This is a genomic window from Aestuariivirga sp. (assembly GCF_046093005.1).
Classification (GTDB): Bacteria; Pseudomonadota; Alphaproteobacteria; order Rhizobiales; family Aestuariivirgaceae; genus Aestuariivirga.
This window is the reverse complement of record NZ_JBJTER010000121.1, coordinates 17,278-42,912: the sequence shown is the minus strand read 5'-3', so window position 1 is coordinate 42,912 and position 25,635 is coordinate 17,278. Positions and strand designations below refer to the sequence as shown.

The window sequence follows — 25,635 nt, the reverse complement described above, 5'->3', positions numbered from 1 at the left end:
CTTGCCGTGGTCGATATGGGCGATGATGGAGAAATTGCGGATATGCGCGGTGTCAATCATGATTGCGCGGTGTTTGGCATCGGGGCCCTGCAAGGTCAAGCCTCGCCGAAGGTCTAAGGCAGCGCAGACTGCATCCGCTGCAAGGCTCGATGCCCCATCCGTGATCAGCGCAGGCGCCGCGGCTTCACCGGCGCCGTATTGAGCGGGTCTTCAGGCCAGGAATGCTTCGGGTAGCGGCCGCGCATGTCGGCGCGCACCGAGGGGTAGCCGTTGGTCCAGAAGGTCTCGAGCGACTGGGTGACGGCCAGCGGCCGGCCGGCCGGCGACAGGAGCTCGATCCTCAGCCTAGCGCGGCCCTCGGCGATGGCCGGCGTGCGCGCCAGCCCGAACATTTCCTGCAGCCGCACCCGCAGCACCGGGTCGCCCTCCGTGCCGTAGTCGATCCGCACATCAGCGCCCGACGGCACCTCGATGCGCGAAGGCGCCAGCCGGTCCAGGCGGGAAAGCAGCTCATGCGGGATCATGCCGCGCAGCATCGCCTTGAGGTCGAGCCGCTCGAGATGCGCCTTGCGGGTGATGCCGGCGAGCCAGGGCGTGAGCCAGTCCTCCAGCGTGGCAAGCAGCGCCGCGTCCGACAGGTCCGGCCAGCCGTCATCGGGAAACAGGCGGCGCAGGAACATGGCGCGGGCCCGGAACGCGCGGATTTCATCCGTCCACGGAAGACAGTCCAGCCCCATCTCGCGCGCGCCCCGCGCCATGGCGGCGGCGGCGAGCGCGGGATCGGCGTCGCGCAAGGGCTTTTCCTCCAGCACCAGCGCGCCGAGCCTGCGGCTGCGCGTGGCGGTCACCGCCTGGGCGCGGCTGTCCCAGCTCACATCCGCGCGGGTTTCGATGGCCGCGGCGAAACCGGCCTCGATCTCGGCGAGCGACAGAGGTGCTGCAAGGAATATCTTCTGGTCGCCGGTGCCGCCGTCGGTGGTGGCCACGGCGAGGAAGTCCTCAGTCACCAGCGGGTCATGTTCGGGCAGGATGGCGCCGCCGCCGCCGGACAGCCGGTAGCGCCGGTCGCCGCCGCGGCGCTGGGCGATGCGGTCCGGGAAGGCATAGGCCAGCAGCATGCCCGCACGCGCCTCGCTGTCGCCCTCGCCCGCCGCCGCGATCTGGCGGATCTGTTTCGCGGCCTGGCGGATGCGCTCGCGGGCGGGGCCGCGCAGCTGCGCCAGCCGCGCCGTCACATCGACGCCCGCCTCGCGCGGCAGGCCGTCGCGCTCGGAGAGCAGCGCGGCGAGATCGGCGGCAAGCCCGCTCCGGCCCCTCGCCACCATATGCGCCAGCCGCGGGTGCAGCGGCAGCCGCACCATCTCCTTGCCCATGCGGATGATGCGGCCTTCGGCGTCCAGCGCCTCAAGCCTGATCAGCAGGTCGCGGGCCTGGGCGATGGGCGCGGCCGGCGGCGGGTCGAGCCAGGGCAGAGCCTGCGCATCGCTCACCCCCCAGGCCGCGAGTTCGAGGACCAGCGGCGCCAGGTCGGCATGGAGGATTTCCGGCGCGTCATGGGGCTTCAGCGCGCGGGTCTCGGCCTCCGGCCACAGCCGGTAGCAGACGCCGGGGCCAAGCCGCCCGGCGCGGCCGCGGCGCTGGTCGGCGGCGGCGAGCGAGACGCGGATGGTTTCCAGCGCCGTCATGCCCGAGGCGGGGTCGAAATGCGGCACCCGCTTGAAACCGGTGTCGATCACCGCGCCGATGCCGTCGATCGTCAGGCTCGTTTCGGCGATGGTGGTGGCCAGCACGATCTTGCGCTCGCCCGGGGGCGAGGGCCGGATCGCCTGGTCCTGCTCGGCAAAGCTCATCGCGCCATAGAGCGGGCGCACCACGGTGCCCGGCGGAAGCGCGGCCGTGTCCAGCGCCTCCGCGGTGCGGCGGATCTCGGCCTCGCCCGGCAGGAACACAAGAATACTCTTGTCGGTCTCAGCGAGCGCCCGGCGCACCGCGCGCGCCGCGTCCGCCGCAAGGGTCTGGCGCTGCGCCTTGTCGAGATAGCGCGTGTCGACCGGAAACACCCGGCCCGCCGCCTCGATCACCGGCGCCGATCCAAGATGCGCGGCGAGCCGGCTCGCATCGAGGGTCGCCGACATGGCGAGAATCCTCAGATCGTCGCGCAGCCCGCGCTGGATGTCGAGGCAGAGGGCGAGGCCCAGGTCGGCGTCGAGCGAGCGCTCGTGGACTTCATCGAAGATGACCAGCCCCGTGTTCCTGAGTTCGGGGTCGGACTGCAGGCGGCGGGTGAGAATGCCTTCGGTGACGACTTCGATCCGGGTGCGGGCGGAGACGCGCCGGTCCAGCCGCACGCTGTAGCCCACGGTTTCACCCACCTCCTCGCCCAGTGTTTCGGCCATGCGGTGGGCGGCGTTGCGCGCCGCAAGCCGGCGCGGCTCCAGCATCACGATGTTGCGGCCCTTGAGCCACGGCGCATCAAGAAGCTTCAGCGGCACGCGCGTGGTCTTGCCGGCCCCGGGCTCGGCCACCAGAACCGCGCAGGGGCTTTCGGCGAGTGCCGCCTCAAGCCGCGGTACGATCCGGTCGACGGGTAATGTCAAGCGAGCTCGCGCGCCCAGGGCGGATCGGCGCCCGGCCTCGAACAGGTGACCGCGGCGGCGCGCGCCGCGAAGGCCAGGGCGGCGCTGAGCTGGTCCTCGCCGAGAGCGGCGACTCGCCGCTTGTCGAGCAGCCTCGCCGCTCTCAAGGCGCAGAGGAAACCGGCGGTGAAGGTATCGCCCGCCCCCACCGTGTCCGCCACCTTCACCTTTTCGGCGGGCCGCGCCAGATGCAGCGATGGCGTGAAGGCCTCGACGCCCTTTTCGCCCCGGGTGACCAGCACCATGCCGGCGCCCAGCTTCAGCCATTTGCGGGCGGCGGCGCGGATGTCGTCTTTGCCGGTCATCCAGCGCACGTCTTCATCCGAGAGCTTGAGGATGTCGGCCATGGCGATGAGGCGATGGAGCCTCGCCAGATGCGCGCGGCGGTCCTTGATCTGGCCGGGGCGGATGTTGGGATCGAGCGAGATCACCCGCTTTCCAGCCTCGCGCTTCATCAGCGCTTCCAGCGCGCCGCCGCCGGGCTCCGGGATGAGGCTGATCGAACCGAAATGCAGCGCCTGCATTTTGCCATCGAGCTTCGGAAGGTCGCGCCTGGTCAGCATGCGGCCGGCCGAGTTGTCATCGAAGAACGAATAGCGCGCCTGGCCGCCGCTCAGCTTGACGAAGGCCAGGGTCGAAGGCCGCGCCGCGGTCTTGATGAATTTCAGGCTCACCTTGCTGGCCGTCAGGCCTTCGCGCAGCATGTCGCCGAAGAAATCCTCCGAAAGCCCGGTGAACAGCCCCACCGGCACGCCAAGCCGGCCGAGCGCAATCGCCGTATTGTAAATGGAGCCGCCGCAGAACGGCTGGTAGGCGTCCGCCCCATCCGCCGTCTTGCGCGGCAGGAAATCGATCAGCGCCTCGCCGCAACACAGGATCATGCCATCCCCCCGGATTTCGCACCTCGCGCCGATATGGCCGGTTTCACCGGCGATTGCAATGTGGGGGGCCAGCCATGCCGCATTGCAGCAAGGCGCGAAAGCCGCTAACGGGATGGCGCTCATCAGCAAGACCGGACCGTTTCTCATGACTTCCCGCATCATCCCCGTGGACCTCTTCGATCTCGTGGTCTTCGGGGCCACCGGCGATCTTTCGCAGCGCAAGCTTCTTCCCGCCCTGTTCCACCGCGACCAGCAGGGCCAGATCCCGCCGGGCTCGCGCATCATCGGCTGTTCGCGCCGGGCGCTTGGGTCCGAGGAGTTCACCGCCTTCGCCCGCAAGGCCATCGAAGACCATGTGGCGGCGGACGACAGGCCGCCCGAGGTGATGCAGAGGTTCCTCGCGCGGCTTTCCTACGTGGCGGCGGATGCCGCGCAGGATGGCGGCTGGGCAGATCTCGAACGCGTGCTGGCGCGCGGGGCTGACCGTATCCGGGTGTTCTACCTGGCGGTGGGGCCCGATCTGTTCGGGCCGATCTGCGAGCGCCTCGCGGCCTCCGGCATGGTGACGCCGCGGACCCGCGTGGTGATCGAGAAGCCGCTGGGCAAGTCCGGCGCCTCGGCGCGCGCGCTCAACGAAACCATCGGCCGGGTGTTCGCCGAACCGCAGATCTACCGCATCGATCAGTACCTCGGCAAAGAGACGGTGCAGAACCTGATGGCGCTGCGCTTCGCCAATGCGCTGTTCGAGCCCGTGTGGAATTCGGGCCATGTCGATCATGTGCAGATCACGGTGTCGGAAACCCTGGGCGTCGAGGGGCGCGCCGGTTACTATGACACCGCCGGCGCGCTGCGTGACATGGTGCAGAACCACCTGTTGCAGCTCCTCTGCCTCGTTGCCATGGAACCGCCGGTCTCCACCGATGCCGATGCGCTGCGCGATGAGAAGCTGAAAGTGCTGAAGTCGCTGAAGCCCGTGGCCGGCGACGCCGTCTCGCAACTTACGGTGCGCGGGCAATACCGCGCCGGGGCGGCCAATGGCGGAGCGGTGAAAGGCTATCTCGAAGAGCTGGGGGCCGCCGCCTCGCGCACGGAAACCTTCGTGGCGCTCAAGGCCGACATCGCCAACTGGCGGTGGAGCGGCGTGCCCTTCTATCTCCGCACCGGCAAGCGGCTGGCGAGCCGCGTGTCAGAGATCGTCGTCACCTTCAAGCCGATCCCGCATTCGGTGTTCGACGCCAGCGCCGGGCCGATCGCGCCCAACCGGCTGGTGATCCGGCTGCAGCCCGACGAGGGCGTGAAACTGTGGCTGATGATCAAGGACCCCGGGCCCGGCGGCATGCGGCTCTCGCATGTGCCGCTCGACATGAGTTTCGCCGATGCCTTCAACGTCCGGAACCCGGATGCTTATGAGCGCCTGATCATGGATGTGGTGCGCGGCAACCAGGCGCTGTTCATGCGCCGCGACGAGGTGGAAGCGGCCTGGGACTGGATCGACCCGATGCTCGAGGCCTGGAGCGCCTCCGCCGATCTGCCGAAGCCCTATACCTCCGGCACCTGGGGGCCATCCGCCGCCGTGGCGCTGATCGAACGCGACGGCCGCACCTGGTATGAGGACCAGGACCTGTGATCGCCGAAGAGCGTATGTTCGAGGACCGTCCTGCTCTGGCCAGCGCGCTGGCCCAGGACGTGGCCGGGGAACTGGCCGCGGCCATCGCCACGCATGGCGCGGCGGTGCTCGCCGTTTCGGGCGGCTCGACACCAAAGCTGTTCTTCGCGGCGCTGTCCGAGGCGGCGGTCGACTGGCCGAAAGTCAGGGTCACGCTGGTCGATGAGCGCCAGGCGCCGGAGTCGAGCGAGCGCTCCAACGCCCGGCTGGTGCGCGCCCATCTGTTGCAGGGAAAGGCGGCGGCGGCCACCTTTGTCCCGCTGTACCTAAACCCCGCGGCGGCGGCGCTTCCCGGCTTCGACGTGGCGGTTCTCGGCATGGGCAATGACGGGCACACCGCCTCGTTCTTTCCCGGCGGCGACCGGCTGGCCGAAGCCCTCACCCCCCTCAACGGCGAGCGGCTGATCGAAATCGCCGCGCCGGGGGCCGGCGAACCGCGCCTCACCTTCACGCTTCCCGCGCTGGAACAGGCGCGCAGCCTCAAGCTTCATATCGAGGGGCAGGACAAGAGGCAGGTGCTTGCCCGGGCGCTGGGGCCGGGGCCCGTCGAAGAAATGCCGGTGCGCGCGCTGCTGCGCGGTTCCAAACCCATAACGCTCTATTGGTGTCCGTGAGGTGAAGCCATGGCCGTGACCGAAACCATTTCCGCCGTCACTGAAAAGATCGCGCAGCGCAGCAAGGCGGCGCGGCGGCGCTATCTCGACAAGATCGACGCCGCCATCGCCACCGCGCCGAAGCGCAAGAGCCTGGGCTGCGCCAATATCGCGCATGGCTTCGCGGCCTGCGGCGCTCATGACAAGGACGCGCTCCGCAACGGCAATGCGCCCAACCTCGCCATCGTCACCGCCTATAACGACATGCTCTCCGCCCACCAGCCGTTCGAGACCTACCCCGAGACGATCCGCGCCGCGGCGCGCGCCGCCGGCGGCACCGCCCAGGTGGCGGGCGGCGTGCCCGCCCTGTGCGACGGCGTCACCCAGGGCGAGACCGGTATGGTGCTGTCGCTGTTGTCGCGCGATGTGATCGCGCTCTCAACCGCGGTTGCGCTCTCGCACCAGATGTTCGACGCCGCGGTCTATCTCGGCGTCTGCGACAAGATCGTCCCTGGACTGATCATCGGTGCACTGTCTTTTGGCCATCTGCCCGCCGTCTTCATTCCGGCGGGGCCGATGACCAGCGGGCTCGGCAATGACGAGAAGGCGAAAATCCGCCAGCTCTATGCCGAAGGCAAGATCGGACGCGCCGAACTCCTGGACGCCGAGGCCCGCTCCTATCACGGGCCCGGCACCTGCACCTTCTATGGCACCGCCAATTCGAACCAGATGCTGATGGAGATCATGGGCCTGCATCTTCCGGGTTCGACCTTCGTCAACCCCGGCACGCCCCTGCGCGAGGCGATCACGCGGGAGTCGGCGAAGCGGGCGCTGGCCATCACGGCGCTCGGCAACGACTACCGCCCGATCGGCCGCATCTATGACGAGAAGGCGGTGGTGAACGGCGTCGTGGGCCTTCTTGCCACGGGCGGCTCCACCAATCACACCATGCATCTGATCGCCATGGCGGCAGCGGCCGGCATCGCGCTCACCTGGCAGGACCTGGCCGAACTCTCAAAGGCCGTGCCGCTGCTGACCCGCATCTATCCCAATGGCAAGGCTGACGTGAACCACTTCAACGCGGCGGGCGGCATGGGCTTCCTGATCCGTGAACTGCTGGGCGCGGGGCTTCTGCATGAGGATGTCTCGACCATCATGGGCGCCGGCCTTTCGGGCTACACGAAAGAGGCGCGCCTTGGCGAGGCCGGCGAACTTCAGTTTGCCGATGCCACCCACGCCTCGCATGACGAATCGGTGCTGCGCGGCTGCGCGAGGCCCTTCCAGCCCACCGGCGGCCTCAATGTGCTGACCGGCAATCTCGGCCTCGCGGTGATCAAGTCTTCCTCCATTCCCGCTGACCGCCATGTGATCGAGGCGCCGGCCAAGGTGTTTCATTCGCAGGAAGAGCTGCAGGCCGCCTTCAAGGCCGGGGCGCTCAACCAGGATGTGGTGGCGGTCGTGCGTTTCCAGGGCCCGAAGGCCAATGGCATGCCGGAGCTGCACCGGCTGACGCCGCCGCTCGCGGTGCTGCAGGACAAGGGCTTCCGGGTGGCCCTCGTGACCGACGGCCGCATGTCGGGGGCCTCCGGAAAGGTTCCGGCGGCGATCCATGTGACGCCGGAGGCCGCGGAGGGCGGGCCGATCGCCAAGATACGGGATGGCGACATGATCAGGCTCGACGCCGGTCAGGGCACGCTGAACGTGCTGGCCGATCTCTCTACGCGCGCGCCGGTGAAGGCCGATCTCGCCGCCAATCACAGCGGCACGGGCCGCGAACTGTTCGAGGCGTTCCGGAAAATTGCCAGCGGGGCTGACCGCGGCGCATCGATTTTTGAGGTGGTATGATGAGCAGGGAATATCAGAAGACGCTCGGCCAGGCGCTGGCGCTGGCGCCCGTGGTGCCGGTGATGGTGATCGAGCGCGTGGAGGATGCCGTGCCGCTGGCGCGTGCTCTGGTGAAGGGCGGGCTCCCGGTGCTGGAGATCACGCTGCGCACGCCTGCAGCCATGGACGCGATCCGCGCCATCATCGCCGAGGTGGAAGGCGCCATCGTCGGGTCCGGCACGGTGCTGACGCCGGAGCAGCTGCGTGACAGTCACAGGCTCGGCTGCAAATTCGCCGTCTCACCGGGGGCCACCGGCCGGCTGCTCGGCGCCGCCGAGGATTACGAGATCGACTTTCTGCCAGGCGCCGTCACCGCCTCGGAGGCCATGGCGCTGCTCGAATGGGGCTATGCGATCCAGAAATTCTTTCCCGCCGAACCGGCGGGCGGGGCGGCTTATCTCGCAGCACTCGCCTCGCCGCTGCCGCAGATCCGCTTCTGCCCGACGGGCGGGATCACGCCAGAAAAAGCGCCGGCTTACCTGAAGCTCGGCAATGTGATCACTGTCGGCGGCTCATGGATGGCGCCGAAGAAACTGGTCGAGGCCCAGGCCTGGGCGGAGATCGAGCGGCTGGCGGCCGGGTCCGCCGCCCTGCGCAAGGCCGCGGCTTAGGAGCAGCGGCTTGCGCCAACGCCGCCCGCCATGCCGCATCAGGCCTCAAGTTTGATGGACGTGAGCCGCCAAAACCTTGCTTCACCCGCGGGCTTGACCAGACCATCATCACGGGCGCCGCGGCCAAAGAGCCTCCGCAATCTGCACGGATGCTACGGTCAAGCCGGGTGCGCCGGGAGAGGGGACGTGGCGCACGCCGTTTTTCCCCTCGGTTGATCCGTCTCCGGGCTGGACCGTAATTTGGAACGGTTCTAAACCGGGTGTTCAACAGGGGGCCGCCGTGAAGAGCTTTTCCGACCTCAACGAACAGGAACTCCTGGCGCTCGCCATTTCCAGCGAGGACGATGACGCGCGCGCCTATGCGGGCTTCGCCAATTCGCTGATGGACACCTATCCAGCCTCCGCCAAGGTGTTCATGGAGATGGCCGAGGAGGAGCACGAGCACCGCCGGTCGCTGACCGAGCTTTACCGCCGCAAGTTCGGCGACTTCATTCCGCTGATCCGGCGTGCCGATATCGAGGGCTTCGTGCGCCACAAGCCGGCCTGGACCATCGGCAAGATGAACATCGAGGAGATGCGCCAGCGCGCCGAGGTGATCGAACTCGAGAATTACCGCTTCTACAAACAGGCGGCGGAGCAGAGCAAGGACGAGCAGGTGAGGAAGCTGCTGCTCAACCTCGCCGAAGCCGAAAAGGGCCATGAGTCGATCGCCGTCAAGCTGGGCCTCACCCACCTCACCGCCGACGCCAAGCTGGAAGAGAATGAAGCGAAGCGCCGGCTGTTCCTGCTGCAGGTGATCCAGCCGGGCCTGGTGGGCCTGATGGACGGCTCGGTGTCGACGCTGGCGCCCTTGTTCGCCGCCGCTTTCGCAACGGGCGACACCTGGCAGACTTTTCTTGTCGGCCTTGCGGCCTCGCTGGGGGCAGGCATTTCCATGGGGCTGGCGGAAGGCCTGTCGGATGACGGCAAGCTCACCGGCCGGGGCCACCCGCTGATCCGTGGCCTCGCCGCCAGCATCATGACCACGGTGGGCGGGCTTGGCCATGCGCTGCCCTATCTCATTCCGCACTTCCAGCTGGCGACCTGGATCGCCATTGCCGTCGTGTTCTGCGAGCTGTGGGCGATCTCCTGGATCCGCTACAAGTATATGGATACGCCGTTCCTCCGGGCCTCGATGCAGGTGGCGGTGGGCGGCTTCCTGGTGTTCCTCACCGGCATCCTGATCGGCAGTGCCTGAGCTTCACCCCAGCCTGATCAGCATGGCGCCGGCCACGATCAGCAGCGCGCCGGCCAGCCGGGGCAGGGTGACCGGCTCCTTCAGCAGCCGCATCGACAGCAGCATCACCACCAGGATGCTGGTCTCGCGCAGCGCCGCGACGCCGGCGATGGGCGCCTTGGTCATGGCCCAGATGGCGATCCAATAGGCGCCGCCGGCAAGCAGCGCGCCGAGCACACCGGTTTTCCAATAGGGCGCCACCTGGCGGACCACGCCCGGGCCGCGCATGGCGAGCGCGGCGGCGCTGAGAAACAGAGCATCGAACACGAACACCATGCCGGCATAGGAGGACGGCTGGCCGGAGACGCGGCCGCCGATGCCGTCGACGATCGTGTAGGCGGTGATGAACAGTGACGTGCCGATGGCGAAGAACAGCGTGAGCCCGTCGAGCCGCAGGCCGCGCCGGCCGGCGAGGCTCACCGCCCAGATGCCCGCCACCAGCAGCGCCACGCCGGCCCCGATCGTGAGGTTCACGTCCTCATGCATGAAGCCCCAGGTGACGAGCAGCGTGAGCAGCGGCGCGGCACCCCGCGAGATCGGGTAGACCTGGCTCAGATCGCCGGTGCGGTAGCTGCGGGCCAGGAACAGATTATAGCCGAGATGCAGGATGCCCGAGGTGAGCGCATAGGGAATGCTGGCGGCGGTGGGCGGCGGAAATGCCAGCAGCATGCCGATGCCGCCAACCCCCATCAGCGCCTGGATCAGCAGCAATGACAGGAACCGGTCAAGCCTGAGCTTGACCAGCACGTTCCAGCTTGCATGCATGACGGCCGCGGCGAGCACGGCCAGAAAAACGTGAGGTTCCAAATCGGATGCTCCGTGCTTCCGCTTAGCCCATCAGGACGTAAAGGCGAAATGCTCAGCAGTCGTTGCAGCTGAGCCTGGCGGACTGGCGCGGGACGGCCGCCACTTCCTCGCTGAGGGTGATGGAGGCAAAGCCCAGGATGCTCCTGCCAAGGAAAGCCGCCACCGGCGGCGCATAGGTCATGCAGGCCACCGTGACGATGATGTCACGCTGGTTCTCGATCACATCCGAGAGGGAAGCCAGGTCCGGATCCGGGCACTGGCGGCTGCCCGAGCCGCGTGACCATCGCGGCGTGGCAGACAGCACGCCGCCCGATTTGCGCAGCGCGCGGACGTCGATTCTCATGTCTTGCGCCTGGCCCGGGCCAAGCAACAGCCCCGCCGCCACGAAGTAGTCGTCGATATCCTGGCGCGAGACGATGGTGTCGTTTCGGGCCACCAGATCGGCGACCAGCGCGGTTGCCGTGGCGAGGCGGCGCTGGCTCGCGAGGTAGTCCGCCACATTGACGACGCCCAGGAACAGCAACAGCAGGAATGGCAGCGTCAGCGCCATTTCGACGGCGGCGGCGCCTGACTGGTCGCGTGGAAAGCGCCCCAATGCGGCCCAGCGGCTCCGCATCAGAACGACCCGTTCTTGTAGACGGCGAGCCCGGAAAGACGCCGGGTGCGGGGAAACTCCGGCAGGTTGCCGAACATGTCCAGAGGTCCGAAGAACTGCCAGTCATAGGTGACGATGAGCGAACCGGGCTGTTCGGGGCCACCCGTCTGGTAGCTCGGCTGGTAGGCGCCGCCCGGAGTTTGCGGCCCCACCGCCAGCGGATCGGGCATTTCCTGCGCCAGGTCCGAAAACCGAGGGGCGCTGCGGAGGTCGATATTGATGGCGTCCTCGCAATTGCTGAGGAGCGACGCCTGGCTGCAAAACTTCGCCCGGAATTGCGGCGCCTGCATCTCCGCAGTCACCTTGCCGGAGCGGATCAGGCGGGATATGGCGTCCGTGGCGCTCTGCAGCTGGTGTTGCGCGGCCAGCATCAGACTCACTTCGATGATCGCGAACAACAGGAACAGCAACGGCGCCGCCACCAGCGCGAATTCAACCGCGGTTGCAGCGCTCTCGGAACGGCGGAACTTCCGCATCGCCGATCCGGCTTCCACGGGTGAAACCGGCGCGGTTCTCGATCTGGGGTCTGGCCACTGTGAACACAAAGCTTCCCGGTCCCTGGACAGGCAATCAATCCAAGGCCGGTGTATATGCCACGCCTTTCTGAAAAGACAATCCGAAGAAGATGTTTAGAGTTTATGGCGTGGGGGCGGCGGCTTCGGCCGGGGCCGGAGCCGCTTCGCCGCCAAGCGCCTGCGAGGCGGCGAGTTCCGATTTTGCCCCGACCTGGCCGGCGGCCGCATTGAAGAACTCCTGATTGTCGCCCACCCGGACAACGGGCGCACAGTCACGCGCGCAACTGTAGGTGTTGCGGCCGGCGGGTGAATAGACGGCAAGACTGTCGGGATCGTCATAGATGACGTGGACGCGGTAATCGGCGATGGCGGCGCCATCTGAGTCAAGCACGATGATGTTGGTGAGGCCCGGCCCGCGCGGGTGGACGAACAGGCTCTGGCCGTCAAGCGTGACGTCGGCGATGCTGGGATTGCCGACCACCACCGTGGACGGCAGGCTGGGCAGGTTGATCAGGGCCGATTGATCCGCCGTCACCTGTATCGATTCGGTGGCCACCGCCGCTGAGACCATGCCAGAGGCCGCAGCCGCCACGCAGAGAATTCGCAAGTATTTCAACACGCTTGATAATCTCCGTGAGCGGCGCATTGGGTGAGAACCGCGCGTCGACCATGGCGGGCCAAGGTGAATGTTTCCTTAAGCGCCAGTACCGGCGCAGCGTCTCTTGCGCTCTTAAGTTGTGCTTCTGAAACGGGAGCAGCTGCTGGAATAAGCTGCAACAAGCCAGGGCGTGACAGCTTCCGTAAGGAGAAGAGAATTACCGGAAATTGAAGCTCGAATTGATAGTTTTGCTTACACGTCAAGGCGATAGAGTTAACCCTTAATGGCGGAAGTTCGATCTGGCTTGGTGTGGTTTCCATCTTCAGGTCACAACAGGCTTGACTGAACTATTGCTATTCCGTAAACAAAAAACAAATGTACGACTTGTGGTTATGTATTGAACTAACAATTTCAAGTTGTAATATGATCTCTCTGTTGTCTTAGGAAAGCAAGCATGATCCGCAAGAGCTTCTTTCGAAATGAGTCCGGGGCTACGGCAATTGAGTATTCTTTGATCGCAGCGCTCGTGTCGCTCGTGATCGTGACCGGGATGGCTACGCTTGGAGATTCGATCAAGACGACCTTTACGGGTTTGTCCTCCAGATTGGCGGGTAAATCAGTCAGCAGTTCAGACGGCGGGGGCTCTGGCGGCGATCTGGCGAGCGGACAGAAAACAACCGATTAGTGATGTCAGCATGCGGGCTCCAGGCTCCCGCAATTGGACTGGTGATTGAACGACACAGATGAGAGTAGGGTAGAATAGCATTATGCGGCCTTCCACGCGAAACGAGATTTGCCGGCGCGGCCTTCATGTGCGATGCCATGTCGTGAAGGCGGTGCGGGGCTTTCTCGGGGACGAGACCGGGGCCACGGCCATCGAGTATGGCTTGATCGTCGCGCTTGTCTCGGTCGGTCTCGTCGTTGTGTTGCAGGAAGTGGGTACGGGCCTACGCGACACATTCCAAAAAATCGCCGACACGCTGACACCGAGCTGATGGCGCGGCTGGTGTTGCCGTGCATGGGCCACGAGTGGCCGGTCTGACTGATGTTGATGGAATACCTCATGCACAGATCGCAGGCTGAGCCCCGTCAACTCCAATTTGCTACTAAAATAGCAATATGATTTCAGATGTTTACGCGGTCAGGCCGGAAAAGGGTTGCCGCGGGAGTTCTGGAGCAAGCAGATGATCGCTCACCTGATGATGTTTGCCGCTGACCGGTCAGGCGCGACGGCGACGGCACGCGCCTTGTTCCGCCCTGGGGCCGGCGGGGCTTTTGTGTCCCGGCGTTGTTGTCAACGCTTGCATCAGCGCCGTCGCGAGGTTTCTGGCGCCAGGCAGGCCGCGCGTCCCTATCTTGATCAACGGCCAGGCGAGGCGATGCTGACCGGGTGGGAAAATGCTCCGGCTGACGGTGGCCAAGCCGTTCAAGCGGACAGTTGCGGGCCCCGGAGCGGGCGCTCTCAGGCCTCGGGCAAGTCGCAAGTGGTTTGGTTAACGCATGGCTGAATCGTCCGGGATGATCGCATTACTGCCGGCCTGTGTCTTCGCCCCGCTCATGCTCGCCGCCGGGGCCGGGGACGCCATGACCATGCGCATTCCCAACTGGCTGACCGGGCTCATCGCCCTGGCCTTCTTTCCCCTGGCGATAGGCTCTGGACTGGGCGCTTGGCTGATCGGCCAGCATATGGCTGTTGGTGCGGCACTGCTGCTGCTGGGTTTTGTGCTGTTTTCATTTGGCTTTATCGGCGGCGGCGATGCCAAGCTGCTGGCTGCCGCCGGGCTGTGGTTTGGCTATCCGTCGGTGCTGCCGTTTGTGATGTACACCGCGCTGGCGGGCGGGGTGCTGGCCATCGTCATCGGGCTCTGGTTCATGCTCCGCTGGCACGCCGAAATCTGGGGCCTGTCACGCGGCCCGCCGGCCAGGGCCCTCAGCCCGGATGTACCTTACGGCCTCGCCCTGGCGGCAGGGGCCCTTTTTGCTTCTCAGGGGGCATGGTGGATGGGTCCGTGGCGATAACAGTCATGGTTAATGAAAAATTAAAAGTTGCACGCCAAGGTAGATTAATGACCTCACCTTTGGAATATGAAGGATCGGTCCGATGAGAAAGGTCAGGTTCGCCATACTTGTCGGTTCCCTGTCGGCAGGGCTCCTTGCGGCCTATCTGGCTCTGAACCAGCGGAATGAGACTTCCGGGCTCCACGCGGCCCAGTCAGCCGCGCCGGTGGTGCTGGAATCCACCCCGATGACCGAGGTGCTGATTGCCGCCAAGGACCTCAGCACCGGCGAAAGGCTGGGCGACACCGGCCTTGGCTGGCGCAGCTGGCCGCGCAGCGCCGTGGCGGCCGGCATGATCACGCGGGACGCGGAGCCCGGCGCGGTCGCGGCATTGACCGAGGCGCGGGCCCGGCTGCCGCTCATCGCAGGCGAGCCGGTTTACGATGCCAAGCTGGTCCGTCCGAACGACCGCGGCTTTGTCAGCGCCGTGCTTCCCGCCGAGATGCGCGCGGTGGCAATCAGCATCTCCGACAGGTCAGCGGTCAGCGGGCTCATCCTGCCCAATGACCGTGTCGACATCATTCTCACCCAGCGCCCGGCGGGCGCCTCCGGCAGCCGCAACGTGACCAGCGAAACAGTGCTGTCCAATGTCCGCGTCCTGGCCATCAACCAGACCTTGCGCCAGTCGCCAGACAGTCCCGGCATCCCCGACAGCAGGACTGCGGTGGTTGAAGTCGAGCCGGAGCAGGCCGAGGTGCTGGCCCGCATCGAAAGTGCCGGTGAGCTCTCTCTCGCATTGCGGTCGATCGCTGCCGGGGGCGATGGCGGCAATGGGTCGGACAGGCCGGTGCTGGCCGAAGCCTACCGCAAAGGACGCAATGTCATCACCAGGGCAGAGCCGGTGATCGTCCGTTACGGTCTGCAACGGCAGGCCAGCGGCAACTGAGTCGCGGAAGCGAGGATCATGCGATCGCGTCAGGCTAATTCGACGGGCTTCCGCGCTGTCACCCGGCGGGCGCTCGCCGTCGTCGCGTCAGCCTGGCTCGCGGCGCTTTGCACGCCGGCTCTTCATGTGCCGTCGACGCTGGCGGCGGACGATGAACTGGCGGTTTCCGGACAGTCGGGCCGGTTCCTGCGCTTGGGGCTGTCGAAAAGCGCCGTCGTCAAGCTTCCTACGGCCGCCAAGGACGTGATCGTCGGCGATCCCGAAATCGTCGATGTCATCGTGAAGAACCGCAATACGGCTTACATGTTCGCGCGCAAGGCAGGCCAGACCAACATCTTCTTCCTCGATCCCGATGGCCAGCAGATTCTGCAGCTCGATCTTGAGGTTACGCTCGACACCAAGGCGCTGAAGCAGCTGCTCGACCGGTCGATTCCCGGAAACCGCATCGAGGTGGACAGCACTGGCCCCAGCATCGTCCTCAAGGGCCGGGTCGCCGATGCGATGCAGGGCAAGAAGGCCGAAGACCTCGCCAGGAGGTTCATGGCCGGCAACCAGGGCGAGGCCGATTCAGTGGTGAACCTGCTCACCGTCTCCGAAGGCGACCAGGTCATGCTGAAGGTCCGCGTCGTCGAACTGAAGCGCTCGCTGCTCAAGGAACTTGGCATCAACCTTGAGAACGGCAAGCTCAGCGTCGGCAATTTCAACCTGGATTTCAGCAACATCGCGACGCGGGAGCTGGCGCCCACGATTCTGGAGGCGACGGCCGCTTTCACGGGCCCGGTGCTTAGCGTCGACGCCACCATAAAGGCGCTGGAAACCAACGGGCTTGCCACCGTTCTCGCCGAGCCAACGCTGACCGCGGTGTCCGGGGCTCCGGCGCGTTTCCGGGCGGGCGGCGAATATCCCTATCAGAACTGCGAAATCGGCGACAACACCATCTGCAATACCGAATTCAAGAACTACGGGATATCGCTTGATTTCACGCCCACGGTGCTCTCGGAAGACCGCATCGCGCTTAACATACATACCCAGGTGAGCGACCTTGCGGAAAACAGCTTCGGCACCCAGCCGGTGATCGACAGCCGAGAGGCCCAGACGTCGCTCGAGATGCCCAGCGGCGGGTCGATGATGATCGCCGGGCTGATCAGGGACACCACGCTCCAGAGGCTGCGCGGCACGCCCGGACTCAAGGCGCTGCCGGTTGTCGGCACGTTGTTTTCGAGCCGGCTTTCCCAGTCGGTGCAGACGGAACTCGTGGTCATCGTGACACCCTACATTGTCGGCCCGACGGGCGAGAAGGAACTTGCCACTCCACTCGAACGCTACAACACGCCCTCTGACCTGCAGCAGATTTTCCTGGGCCGGCTGAACCGGGTCTACGGACTGCCGGAAGGCGCGGCCAGCGTGAAGTATCATGGCCAGGTCGGCCATATCGTCGAATGAAACCGGAGGTGGTTATGAACGCCAAGCTGGACATGCGCGCAGCGCCGCGCCAGGCATTAATGGCGGTGGCGCTGGCGGCGGCGGTGCTGGCCGCCGGATGCTCTCAGGATCAGGCTGGCTTCGAGGATGTCTATACGCCGGCCAGTGCCGCCGAGCGCTTTCCCATCGATGTGGTGGAGCGGCCGGTTGGGCTCAAGGTTGCGGCGGGCCACGGCAAGCTCAGCGCCTCCGACGCCAACCTCGTCGCCAATCTCGCGGCTGTCGCCAACCGCCCGGCGTCATCGGCTGTCACCATTTCCTATCCCGCCGAAAGCCGCTACGGACGCAAGGTAGCGGGGCAGGCCGCCGCGATCCTCGCCCGCGAGGGCGTGCCGCGGGCCCGCATCCGCACCGCCGCCTACAACGGCAAGGCTGATACGGTCACGCTCGGGCTGGTCACCAGGGTCGCGGCCACCAAACCTTGCGGCGACTGGTCCGAGAACCTCGCCAACAACTTCGCCAACAAGCCCTATCCCAATATGGGCTGCGCCATGCAGAACAATCTGGCGGCCATGATCTCCAACCCGGAGGACCTGGTGCGCCCGCGGGGCATGCCGCCCGCGCAAAGCGCCGCGCGGGCCAAGCCCATGGAAAACTACCAGACAAACGAGTGGACCAAGCCCACGGCTACCTTCGGCGACGTGAATATGGCGGATTGAGCCTTTGGATAGAATTGTCATGCAAGCCGCCGACGAGTATCGGGGAGGGCCGGACGCCGGACCGGAACTCGCCGTCATGGCGCCGCGCAGCAATATCGAAGCCTTTTGCGAAACGGCGGCGCTGGCCGACGCCATGCGCGCCGCGGCGGCGGACCGGCGCATGGCGCGGGCTCATACCCAGGTTCACATGGGCGGCATTGCCGCCGCCGTGCGCCGCTTCGAGGCGCAGTCGACTCCCAATCTGCTGATCGTTGAGTCGCCCGCCGAGCAGGGCGCGTTGCCCGCGGCGCTCGCCGCGCTGGCAGAGGTCTGCCAGGCCGAAACCAAAGTGGTGGTCACCGGGCGCTTCAACGATGTTGAGCTTTACCGCGAGCTGATGCGCCAGGGCATCAGCGAGTATCTGGTCATGCCGTTGGCCCCGCTGCAGCTGATCGAAACCATCGCCCGCCTGTTCGCTGACGCCAGGGCTGCGCCGGTGGGGCGGGTGATCGCCTTCATGGCTGCCAAGGGCGGCGCGGGCTCGAGCACCATTGCGCAGAATTGCGCGCTGGAAATTTCGAGATACGCCGACCTTGAAACGGCGATCGTCGATTTCGACCTGGCTTACGGAACCGCGAGCCTCAACTTCGACATTGACACGTCTGCCGGGCTTCTGGAGGCCATCGACCAGCCCGCCCGCATCGATCCCGTGCTGCTTGACCGGCTGCTGATCAGGATCGACGGAAAACTGAGCCTGCTCAGCGGGCCTGGCGGGATCAGCCGCGACCTATCCGCCGCCCCCGCCGCGGTGGAGGCTGTCATGCTCACCCTGCGCGCCTCCCTTCCGCGCATCGTGCTCGATTTGCCGATGATGTGGACCGGCGCGGTCAAATCCGCGCTGTTCAACGCCGACCGCGTGGTGATCACCGCCGAGCCAGAACTGGCGAGCCTGCGCAACGCCAAGTTCATTCTTGAGACGCTCAAGGCGGCGCGGCCCAATGACGTGCCGCCGCTTCTGGTGCTGAACAAAACCGGCCTCGCCAGGCGCCCGGAGATTTCCGCCGCCGATTTTGCCAAGGCCGCTGGCGCCGCGTTGTGCGCTGTCATCCCGCACGACCCGCGGAGCTTCGGGGCCGCCGTCAACAATGGCAAGATGCTGCTCGACATGGCGCCGAAATCAAAAGCCGCGCAAGCGCTGCGGCAGTTCGCGCGCCAATTGGCCGGAACGGAGAAGGCCGCGGTCCGGCCCCGGTCCTTCTTCAGCCGGTTCGGAATCTTCAGGAAGACATGATGTTCGGCAAGCGCCCGGGCGGCACCACGTTCAGGAATGTCGTCGCGCCGCCGCCGCCGCGCGGGGCGGAAAACGGCGCCAGACCGGAAGAAGGCCAGGCTTCCGCGGAAGAAGCCGCGCGGGAACTGGGTGCGGAAGCGTCTGGCAACGAGGCTCAGAGCAGCGGAACAGCGCTGTTCCCGGCCGAGGCCCAGACGTTTGAAGCCGCGGGAAGCCTGCGCCGCTCGCAGAACTATTTTGGCGTCAAGGGCACGATCTTCAACGCGCTGATCGACGCCATCGATCTGACCCAGCTGGCTTTGCTCGACCGCGCCGCGGCGCGCCGCGAGATCACTGATATCGTCAACGAGATCATAACGCTCAAGGGTCTGCCGCTCTCGACCGCCGAGCAGGAAGAACTGCTCACCGACATTTGCAATGACGTGCTGGGCTTCGGGCCTCTGGAGCCGCTGCTGGCGCGCGACGACATCGCCGACATCATGGTGAACGGCGCCGACACAACCTTCATCGAAGTGGCGGGCCGGGTGGAGCGGACGGCGGTGCGGTTCCGCGACAATACCCAGCTTCTCAACATCTGCCAGCGCATCGTGAGCCAGGTGGGCCGCCGCGTGGACGAGGCGAGCCCGATTTGCGACGCCCGGCTGCTCGACGGCTCACGCGTCAACGTCATTGTGCCGCCGCTCGCCATCGACGGCCCGGTGCTGACTATCCGCCGCTTCAACCGCGACCGGCTGACGCTGCCGGACCTCGTAAGGTCCGGCTCGATCACGCCGGAGGGCGCCACGCTGCTCGAAATCATCGGCCGGGTGCGCTGCAACGTGCTGATTTCCGGCGGCACCGGCTCCGGCAAAACGACGCTGCTCAACTGCCTTACCGCCTATATCGAGAACGGCGAGCGCATCATCACCTGCGAGGACGCCGCTGAGCTGCTATTGCAGCAGCCCCATGTGGTGCGGCTTGAAACAAGGCCGCCCAACCTCGAGGGCGAGGGCGAGATCACCATGCGCGATCTGGTCCGCAACTGCCTGCGCATGCGGCCGGAGCGCATCATCGTGGGCGAGGTGCGCGGGCCAGAGGCTTTTGACTTGCTGCAGGCAATGAACACCGGCCATGACGGCTCGATGGGCACGCTGCACGCCAACAGCCCGCGCGAGGCGCTGTCGCGCCTCGAATCGATGATCACCATGGGCGGCTTCTCGCTGCCGTCGCGCACGGTGAAGGAGATGATTTCCGAGTCGGTTGACCTGATCATCCAGGCCGCGCGCCTGCGCGATGGTTCGCGCCGCATCACCCATGTCACCGAAGTCGTCGGTATGGAGGGCGACGTGATCGTTACCCAGGATCTTTTCGTGTTCGAAATTCTGGGCGAGGATGCGAATGGCCGGGTCATCGGCCGCCACCGGGCGGCCTCGATCACAAGGCCGCATTTCTGGGAACGGGCCCGCTATTTCAACGAGGAGCGGCGGCTTGCCGGCGTCCTCGAAGCCGCGGCGTTGCCGGACGATTTGCGGTGAGGCGCGGGAAGCTGGCGCATGGTGTTTGACATGGATATCACCCGGCTTGCCATCGCGGCGCTGGCCGCCGTGGCGGTGGGCGGCATCGCCGCCGCGCTGGCGTTTCCGCTGCTTGCGCCCTCATCCGCCAATTCGCGGCTGAAGGCGCTGCTGCGGGAAGACGGCGCCCCGCCGCCGCGCCGGTCGCTGTTCGGCAGGATCGCCGGCGGCGGAAGGGACAGCCGCAGACGCCAGGTACAGGAGACGCTGAAGCAGATCGAGGAGCGCGAGCGCCGCCGCAAGGACGCCTCGCTGCGCGTGCTGATCGCGCGCTCCGGCCAGAGCCTTTCGGTGATGCGGTTCTATGGACTGTCGGCGCTTCTTGGCGCTGCCCTTGCTGCCGCGCCGCTGGCGTTCGGCGTGCCGTGGTATGCGTGCGCCGCGCTGGGCGCCATTGGCGCCGTGGCGATCCCGCGCCGCATCCTCGGCTATCTGGGAAAACGGCGGCAGGAAGCGTTTCTTGACGGCCTCGCCGACGCCGTGGACGCCATCATCCGTGGGCTGAAGGCCGGGCTGCCGCTCTCCGATGCGATGCGGGTGATCGCCTCCGAGACCGGGCCGCCGGTGGGGCCGGAGTTCCTGGAGATCGTCGAAGGCCAGCGGCTTGGCGTTTCCATCGATCAGGGCCTTGAGCGCCTCGCGGAGCGGATGCCGCTGCCCGAAGTGATCTTCCTCAGCATCGTCGTCGGCATTCAGTCAAAGTCCGGCGGCAATCTGGCCGAGGCGCTGGGCAATCTCTCGCGCATGTTGCGCGAGCGCAAGAAACTGAAGAACCGCATAAGGTCGGCGTCGCAGGAAGCCAAGACGTCGGCGATGATCATCGGCTCGCTGCCGTTTCTGGTGGGCGGCGGTCTCATGGTGATGAGCCCCGGCTATCTGGCGCCGTTTTTCGAGACGGCGGCCGGCAATCTGATGCTGGCCGCCTGCTTGCTGTGGATGCTGATTGGCGTTTTGATCATGCGCAAAATGATCAATTTCCGCATGTGAGGCCGGGGGCTGACGATGCTGGATACGCTGCCGGACCTTGCCGCTTCCGAGTTGCTGATCGCCCTGTTGCTGGGCGTGGCGGCGTTCGGCATGGTGATGGGCCTTGCCGGCGCCGCGGCGGGCGGCGATCCTCTGGCGGCGCGCGTCAGGGCGATCGCCGAGGGGCGGGCAAACTCCGGCCCGCGGCGCGGCGGCCAGGGCCGCGGCGCGGAAGTCCGGTTGCGCGAGACGCAGAATGCCGGACTGGCCGCCCGGCTGGTCGACGCCCTGAAGCTCCGCCAGGTGTTCGAGGTGGAGCCGTCGCGCGGGATGCTGCGCCAGGCCGGATACCGGAGCGAGCGGCACCTGGTCGTCCTGCTGATGGCGCGGTTCCTCACCCCGATTGCCGCCGGCTTTCTGGTCTACGCCTATTCCGCCGCGATCCTGGCCAGCGCCATGCCGGCGCAGATGCGCATCGCCGTGACGGTGGCAGGCATATTGACGGGCTACTACCTGCCGGTTCTGGTGTTGAAGAACATGGTGGCCCGCCGCCAGGCCTCGATCTCGCGGGCATGGCCGGATGCCCTTGATCTGATGCTCATCTGTGTCGAGGCCGGCATGGCGGTCGAACCGGCGATGCAGCGGGTGGCGCGCGAGATCGGGTCGATCTCCGAGCCTCTGGAGGACGAAATGTCGCTTACCGTCGCCGAACTCGCTTATCTTCAGGAGCGGCGCAAGGCTTTCGAAAATCTGGCCAAGCGCACTGGCTTGCCGATTGTCAAGGCGGTGGTTACCACGCTCATCCAGTCCGAGCGTTATGGCACGCCGCTGGGCCTCGCATTTCGCGTGCTGGCCCAGGAAAACCGCGAGACGCGCATGGCGGAGGCCGAGCGCAAGGCCGCCGCGCTGGCGCCAAAGCTTACCGTGCCGATGATGCTCTTCTTCATGCCCGCGCTGTTCGTGGTGATCCTCGGGCCCGTGGGATTCAAGGTGATGGAAACGCTGGCGAAATAGATCGTCACCCCTGATCGTTCTGGCTGATCTGCTGCCAGGTGTTGGGCTGCGACAGCATTTTGCGGAGATAGGCCATGTTCTCTTCAACCTGCTCGGGGGGCAAGTCTTGCCGGGCCAGCGCGGTGGCTTCGTCGAAGCGGCCCTGCAGCCCCACCACCAGCGCCAGATTCTGCCTGATGCGCGGGTCCTTGCTGGCGGCGGGCAGCGCGTCGGCCTTGCGCAGCTCAGCTTCCGCCTGCTTGAGATCGCCCTCCAGCGCGTAGGACATGGCAAGGTTGTTCAGGGCCGTGACGTTCTGCGGATCCTTGCTGAGCACCGTCTGGTATTGCGCGCGGGCCTTCTGATAGAGGCCCTGCTGGTCATAGGCCGAGCCCAGCGCCGAAGCGACGCGCCAGTCGGTTTCGCCCCTCTGCTGCGCGGCTTCGAGAATGGCAACGGCGCTCGCCGGATGGCCGGCGGCCACCAGCTTGCGGCCATAAAGGCCAGACAGGCGGGCATTTTCGGGATTGAGTTCAACAAGCCGCCGGTAGACATCGAGCTGTTCCTGGGTCTTGCCCGCTGCCTCAAGGCCGTTGGCATAGGCCAGGCCCTTGTTGATGTCCTTCGGATTGGCGCGCCATTCGGCGTTAAGGCCGGCCAGCCCTTCGAGTGACATGGGCGCGGTCGACGCCGTGGTGAGGCTGCCGTCGCCTGAAAGCTGGGGGGTGGTCTTGCTGCAACCGGCCAGCAGCGTGGCAGCCGCCAGCGCGAGGAAAAGGGCGGTATGCCGCCTGGCCCGTGACATGCGCGAACTCCGCTGCGATTCAGCGCCCGAGTCTGGCGGTCAGTTATCAATATTTGATTAACCATGATGCGGTTTCGCGTTAAGGAGAGCCAGATCACGGAGCCGCCATGACCGATCCTGAAACCGTGCTGAGAGCCTCCAGCAGGAGCGCTGCCCCGATTTCCGTCATCGCCGCCGCCCATTGGCCGGAAGCCCGCGCCAGGCTTGCGCCAGGCTTGCGCCGCTGGGCCGATGCAAACGGCTTCAAGGCGCAGGCGGGCCGCGTGCTCTGTCTGCCGGATGCGGCGGGCGGGGTGGAGCGCGTACTCGCCGGTGCGGCGCCGGATGACGATCCCTTCCTGCTGGCCAAGGCCTGCCGTGGCCTCCCCGATGGCCTCTACGCCTTCGAGGGCGAGGTCCGGCGGCCGGACCTGCTGGCGCTGGGCTGGTGCCTCGAATCCTATGACTTCCACCGTTACCGCAAGCCCGCACCGCCGCCGCCGCGGCTTGTCTGCCCGGCGGGTGTTGACCGCGAGGCTGTGTTGCGCGCCGCCCGCGCCAGCTATCTGGTGCGCGACCTTGTGAACACGCCGGCCTCCGACATGGGCCCGGACGAGCTGGAACAGGCCGCCCGCACCGTGGCCCGGCGGCACCGGGCCAGGCTCAGGGTGGTGTCCGGCCGGCTGCTGGAACGCGGCTTTCCGATGATCCATGCGGTGGGCAAGGCAAGCCCGCGCGCCCCGCGGCTGATCGATTTTTCCTGGGGCCCGGCGCGGGCGCCAAAGGTGACGCTGGTGGGTAAGGGCGTATGTTTCGACACCGGCGGCCTCGACATCAAGCCATCCTCCGGCATGGCGCTGATGAAGAAGGACATGGGCGGCGCAGCCCATGTCCTGGGTCTTGCCCAGATGATCATGGCGGCCGGCCTCAAGCTGAGGCTCCGCGTGCTCATCCCGGCCGTTGAAAATGCGATCTCCGGCAACGCCTTCCGGCCGGGCGACGTGCTGCGAAGCCGTAAAGGCCTCACCGTCGAGATCGGCAACACCGATGCCGAAGGCCGCCTCATCCTCGGCGATGCCCTGTCGCTCGCCGATGAGGAAGCGCCCGACTTGCTGATCGACATGGCCACTCTGACGGGCGCAGCGCGGGTGGCGCTGGGCCCCGATCTGCCGCCCTTCTTCACCGATGACGACGCTCTGGCGGCGGCGATCGCGGAGGCGGGCGACGCGGTCAACGATCCGGTCTGGCGGCTGCCGCTATGGCGGCCCTACACCAGGCTCTTCGAGTCTCCGGTGGCCGATATGAACAACGCGGGCGATTCCGGTTTCGCAGGCGCCATCACCGCGGCGCTGTTCCTCCGCCGCTTCGTGGAGAAAGCCAGGGCGCACGTTCATTTCGACGTCTTCGCCTGGACGCCGCAGGCGAGGCCCGGCCGCCCGAGAGGTGGCGAAGCGCAGGCGATGCGGGCGCTGTTCGAAACGATCCGCCGGCGGTTTTCGGCTTGACCAGTCCGGCAGCCCTTGCCAGCCGGGGCGTTTGCGGACAGCATATTGGCCAGCCCGAACAACGATAATGATGTATAAGCGCGATGCCGGTTGTACTCACCACCGCTCAGGCCCTCACCCTTTTGCGCTGCGTGGCTCTGGCCATGGTGCGCGATGACGAGCCTGACCTGTCCTTGCGCCAGGCCAGCATTCTCCTCACGGTCTATCTTGAGGCGCCACCGCACACGGTGCGCGGGCTCGCGGCACGTCTTGGGGTTTCGAAACCGGTGATCACCCGCGCGTTGGACACCATGGGCAAGCTCGACCTGCTGAGCCGCCGCCGCGACGAGAAAGACCGGCGCAACGTTCTGGTGCAGCGGACGGTCAAGGGCGCGCTCTATCTTGAGCGGCTGGCCGATACCATCGGCGCCTGCGCGCAGGACATCTGATGGCCGCCGCGATGACCCAACCCGACAAGCGCCTTCATGCCTACCGCGATGACCTGGCCGATGCGGCGCTGGCCGGCCGCGTCGAAGCCCGGCGTTTTGTGGCCCCGCGCCTGATGCGGGCGATCGATCCGGTCGTGCCGGTCTACAGGGAGCCGCGCTTTGACTCCATGCAGCTCACCCAGGCGCTGCTGGGCGAAGCCGTCAAGCTGTTTGATGAGCGGGAAGGCTGGGCCTGGGTGCAGCTGGCGCGCGATGGCTATGTTGGTTATGTCAAGTGCAATGCGCTCGCGGCGCCTGGCCTTGCGCCCAGCCACCGTGTGGCCGTGCCGTCCACCTTTGTCTACCCTGCGGCCAACCTCAAATCGCAGCCGGCACAGGCCGTGCCGCTCAACGCCGAGGTAACGGTGCTTGATGAGGTGGGCGCCTTTTCGCGGCTCAGCGACGGGCGGTTCGTGTTCAGCCGCCACCTGAAGCCGGCTGGCGTGTTCGAGCCTGATTTTGTGGCTGTGGCGGAGCAGTTCCGGCATGTGCCTTATCTGTGGGGCGGGAAATCCGTGCAGGGGCTTGATTGCTCCGGCCTCGTACAATTGTCGCTCGAAGCCGCGGGCGCCGCCGCGCCGCGCGACAGCGACATGCAGGAGGCAGCGCTTGGAACGCCCATCCCGCGTGATGATTTTGAAACGCTGCGCCGCGGCGATCTCATATTCTGGGATGGCCATGTGGGCATCATGACCGATGCCAAGACCTTGCTGCACGCCAATGGCCATCACATGATGGCTGTGGCGGAGCCGCTGGCCGAAGCGGCAGATCGCATCGCCCGCCGCTACGGTCCGGTGAGCGGCGTACGGCGGCTTCCATAGCCGTTGTTGCTCGCCTTGCTCCGGCAGGCCGGCGTTCGCCGGCTTCAGAAAGCGCCCGCGGCGCCTCAC

Annotated in this window: 25 protein-coding genes; 18 read left to right on the top strand and 7 right to left on the bottom strand. The window is 66.4% G+C overall.

The window, feature by feature from the left end:
- Nucleotides 1-164 precede the first annotated feature (164 nt).
- Nucleotides 165-2,597 (bottom strand): ATP-dependent helicase HrpB, encoded by a 2,433-nt coding sequence (gene hrpB, locus ACKOED_RS10700; protein WP_408916582.1) that lies wholly within the window; start codon nt 2,595-2,597, stop codon nt 165-167.
- Nucleotides 2,594-3,517: a carbohydrate kinase family protein gene (locus tag ACKOED_RS10695; protein ID WP_408916585.1), complete on the bottom strand. Its 924-nt coding sequence runs from the start codon at nt 3,515-3,517 to the stop codon at nt 2,594-2,596. The genes hrpB and ACKOED_RS10695 overlap by 4 nt, the downstream gene beginning before the upstream one ends.
- Nucleotides 3,518-3,662: 145 nt before the next feature.
- Here ACKOED_RS10695 and zwf point away from each other — a divergent pair, with 145 nt between their 5' ends.
- From zwf to mbfA, 5 genes are all read left to right on the top strand, one after another.
- The gene (gene zwf, locus ACKOED_RS10690; RefSeq protein ID WP_408916581.1) at nt 3,663-5,144 is read left to right on the top strand and encodes a glucose-6-phosphate dehydrogenase; all 1,482 of its coding nucleotides are present in this window, start codon (nt 3,663-3,665) and stop codon (nt 5,142-5,144) included.
- A complete protein-coding gene (locus ACKOED_RS10685; protein WP_408916580.1) occupies nt 5,141-5,797 on the top strand; it encodes a 6-phosphogluconolactonase in 657 nt (218 codons plus the stop codon). The genes zwf and ACKOED_RS10685 overlap by 4 nt, the downstream gene beginning before the upstream one ends.
- A 9-nt stretch (nt 5,798-5,806) precedes the next feature.
- A complete protein-coding gene (edd, locus tag ACKOED_RS10680; protein WP_408916579.1) occupies nt 5,807-7,621 on the top strand; it encodes a phosphogluconate dehydratase in 1,815 nt (604 codons plus the stop codon).
- The gene (eda, locus tag ACKOED_RS10675; protein WP_408916578.1) at nt 7,621-8,271 is read left to right on the top strand and encodes a bifunctional 4-hydroxy-2-oxoglutarate aldolase/2-dehydro-3-deoxy-phosphogluconate aldolase; all 651 of its coding nucleotides are present in this window, start codon (nt 7,621-7,623) and stop codon (nt 8,269-8,271) included. The genes edd and eda overlap by 1 nt, the downstream gene beginning before the upstream one ends.
- Nucleotides 8,272-8,551: 280 nt before the next feature.
- Complete coding sequence (mbfA, locus tag ACKOED_RS10670) at nt 8,552-9,508, top strand: iron exporter MbfA (protein ID WP_408916577.1); 957 nt, start codon at nt 8,552-8,554, stop codon at nt 9,506-9,508.
- A 3-nt stretch (nt 9,509-9,511) separates the two neighbouring features.
- On the opposite strand, the gene ACKOED_RS10665 is transcribed toward mbfA, so the two are convergent.
- The 4 genes from ACKOED_RS10665 to ACKOED_RS10650 form a co-directional block, all read right to left on the bottom strand.
- The gene (locus ACKOED_RS10665; RefSeq protein ID WP_408916576.1) at nt 9,512-10,354 is read right to left on the bottom strand and encodes an EamA family transporter; all 843 of its coding nucleotides are present in this window, start codon (nt 10,352-10,354) and stop codon (nt 9,512-9,514) included.
- Between the two features lie 52 nt (nt 10,355-10,406).
- Nucleotides 10,407-10,970, bottom strand: coding sequence for a TadE/TadG family type IV pilus assembly protein (locus tag ACKOED_RS10660; protein WP_408916575.1), 564 nt, complete (start codon nt 10,968-10,970; stop codon nt 10,407-10,409).
- On the bottom strand, nt 10,970-11,485 hold the full coding sequence (locus ACKOED_RS10655; protein WP_408916574.1) for a TadE/TadG family type IV pilus assembly protein: 516 nt from the start codon (nt 11,483-11,485) through the stop codon (nt 10,970-10,972). The genes ACKOED_RS10660 and ACKOED_RS10655 overlap by 1 nt, the downstream gene beginning before the upstream one ends.
- A 160-nt stretch (nt 11,486-11,645) precedes the next feature.
- Nucleotides 11,646-12,143, bottom strand: coding sequence for a pilus assembly protein N-terminal domain-containing protein (locus ACKOED_RS10650; RefSeq protein WP_408916573.1), 498 nt, complete (start codon nt 12,141-12,143; stop codon nt 11,646-11,648).
- 433 nt (nt 12,144-12,576) lie between these two features.
- Here ACKOED_RS10650 and ACKOED_RS10645 point away from each other — a divergent pair, with 433 nt between their 5' ends.
- The 10 genes from ACKOED_RS10645 (at nt 12,577) to ACKOED_RS10600 (ending at nt 22,010) form a co-directional block, all read left to right on the top strand.
- Nucleotides 12,577-12,807 (top strand): Flp family type IVb pilin, encoded by a 231-nt coding sequence (locus ACKOED_RS10645; RefSeq protein WP_408916572.1) that lies wholly within the window; start codon nt 12,577-12,579, stop codon nt 12,805-12,807.
- Nucleotides 12,808-12,949: 142 nt separating this feature from the next.
- Nucleotides 12,950-13,117: a Flp family type IVb pilin gene (locus ACKOED_RS10640; RefSeq protein WP_408916571.1), complete on the top strand. Its 168-nt coding sequence runs from the start codon at nt 12,950-12,952 to the stop codon at nt 13,115-13,117.
- 523 nt (nt 13,118-13,640) lie between these two features.
- On the top strand, nt 13,641-14,141 hold the full coding sequence (locus ACKOED_RS10635) for a prepilin peptidase (protein WP_408916570.1): 501 nt from the start codon (nt 13,641-13,643) through the stop codon (nt 14,139-14,141).
- Between the two features lie 82 nt (nt 14,142-14,223).
- Complete coding sequence (cpaB, locus tag ACKOED_RS10630) at nt 14,224-15,066, top strand: Flp pilus assembly protein CpaB (protein WP_408916569.1); 843 nt, start codon at nt 14,224-14,226, stop codon at nt 15,064-15,066.
- An 18-nt stretch (nt 15,067-15,084) separates the two neighbouring features.
- Nucleotides 15,085-16,509 (top strand): type II and III secretion system protein family protein, encoded by a 1,425-nt coding sequence (locus tag ACKOED_RS10625; RefSeq protein WP_408916568.1) that lies wholly within the window; start codon nt 15,085-15,087, stop codon nt 16,507-16,509.
- Nucleotides 16,510-16,523: 14 nt separating this feature from the next.
- Entirely contained in the window at nt 16,524-17,207 is a 684-nt protein-coding gene (locus tag ACKOED_RS10620) for a CpaD family pilus assembly protein (protein ID WP_408916567.1), read from the top strand.
- 19 nt (nt 17,208-17,226) lie between these two features.
- Complete coding sequence (locus tag ACKOED_RS10615; RefSeq protein ID WP_408916566.1) at nt 17,227-18,477, top strand: CpaE family protein; 1,251 nt, start codon at nt 17,227-17,229, stop codon at nt 18,475-18,477.
- Nucleotides 18,477-19,991, top strand: coding sequence for a CpaF family protein (locus ACKOED_RS10610; protein ID WP_408916584.1), 1,515 nt, complete (start codon nt 18,477-18,479; stop codon nt 19,989-19,991). Before ACKOED_RS10615 ends, ACKOED_RS10610 begins: the two co-directional genes overlap by 1 nt.
- Before the next feature lie 18 nt (nt 19,992-20,009).
- Nucleotides 20,010-21,017 carry a type II secretion system F family protein gene (locus ACKOED_RS10605; RefSeq protein WP_408916565.1) on the top strand — a complete coding sequence of 336 codons (1,008 nt, stop codon included), beginning with the start codon at nt 20,010-20,012 and terminating at the stop codon, nt 21,015-21,017.
- A gap of 15 nt (nt 21,018-21,032) precedes the next feature.
- The gene (locus ACKOED_RS10600; protein ID WP_408916564.1) at nt 21,033-22,010 is read left to right on the top strand and encodes a type II secretion system F family protein; all 978 of its coding nucleotides are present in this window, start codon (nt 21,033-21,035) and stop codon (nt 22,008-22,010) included.
- Between the two features lie 4 nt (nt 22,011-22,014).
- On the opposite strand, the gene ACKOED_RS10595 is transcribed toward ACKOED_RS10600, so the two are convergent.
- The gene (locus tag ACKOED_RS10595; protein ID WP_408916563.1) at nt 22,015-22,794 is read right to left on the bottom strand and encodes a tetratricopeptide repeat protein; all 780 of its coding nucleotides are present in this window, start codon (nt 22,792-22,794) and stop codon (nt 22,015-22,017) included.
- A 107-nt stretch (nt 22,795-22,901) separates the two neighbouring features.
- On the opposite strand from ACKOED_RS10595, the gene ACKOED_RS10590 reads away from it, so the two are divergent.
- From ACKOED_RS10590 to ACKOED_RS10580, 3 genes are all read left to right on the top strand, one after another.
- Nucleotides 22,902-24,278, top strand: coding sequence for a leucyl aminopeptidase family protein (locus ACKOED_RS10590; RefSeq protein WP_408916562.1), 1,377 nt, complete (start codon nt 22,902-22,904; stop codon nt 24,276-24,278).
- Between the two features lie 83 nt (nt 24,279-24,361).
- The gene (locus ACKOED_RS10585; RefSeq protein ID WP_408916561.1) at nt 24,362-24,706 is read left to right on the top strand and encodes a MarR family transcriptional regulator; all 345 of its coding nucleotides are present in this window, start codon (nt 24,362-24,364) and stop codon (nt 24,704-24,706) included.
- On the top strand, nt 24,706-25,566 hold the full coding sequence (locus ACKOED_RS10580) for a C40 family peptidase (protein ID WP_408916560.1): 861 nt from the start codon (nt 24,706-24,708) through the stop codon (nt 25,564-25,566). Before ACKOED_RS10585 ends, ACKOED_RS10580 begins: the two co-directional genes overlap by 1 nt.
- The last annotated feature ends 69 nt before the right edge of the window (nt 25,567-25,635 follow it).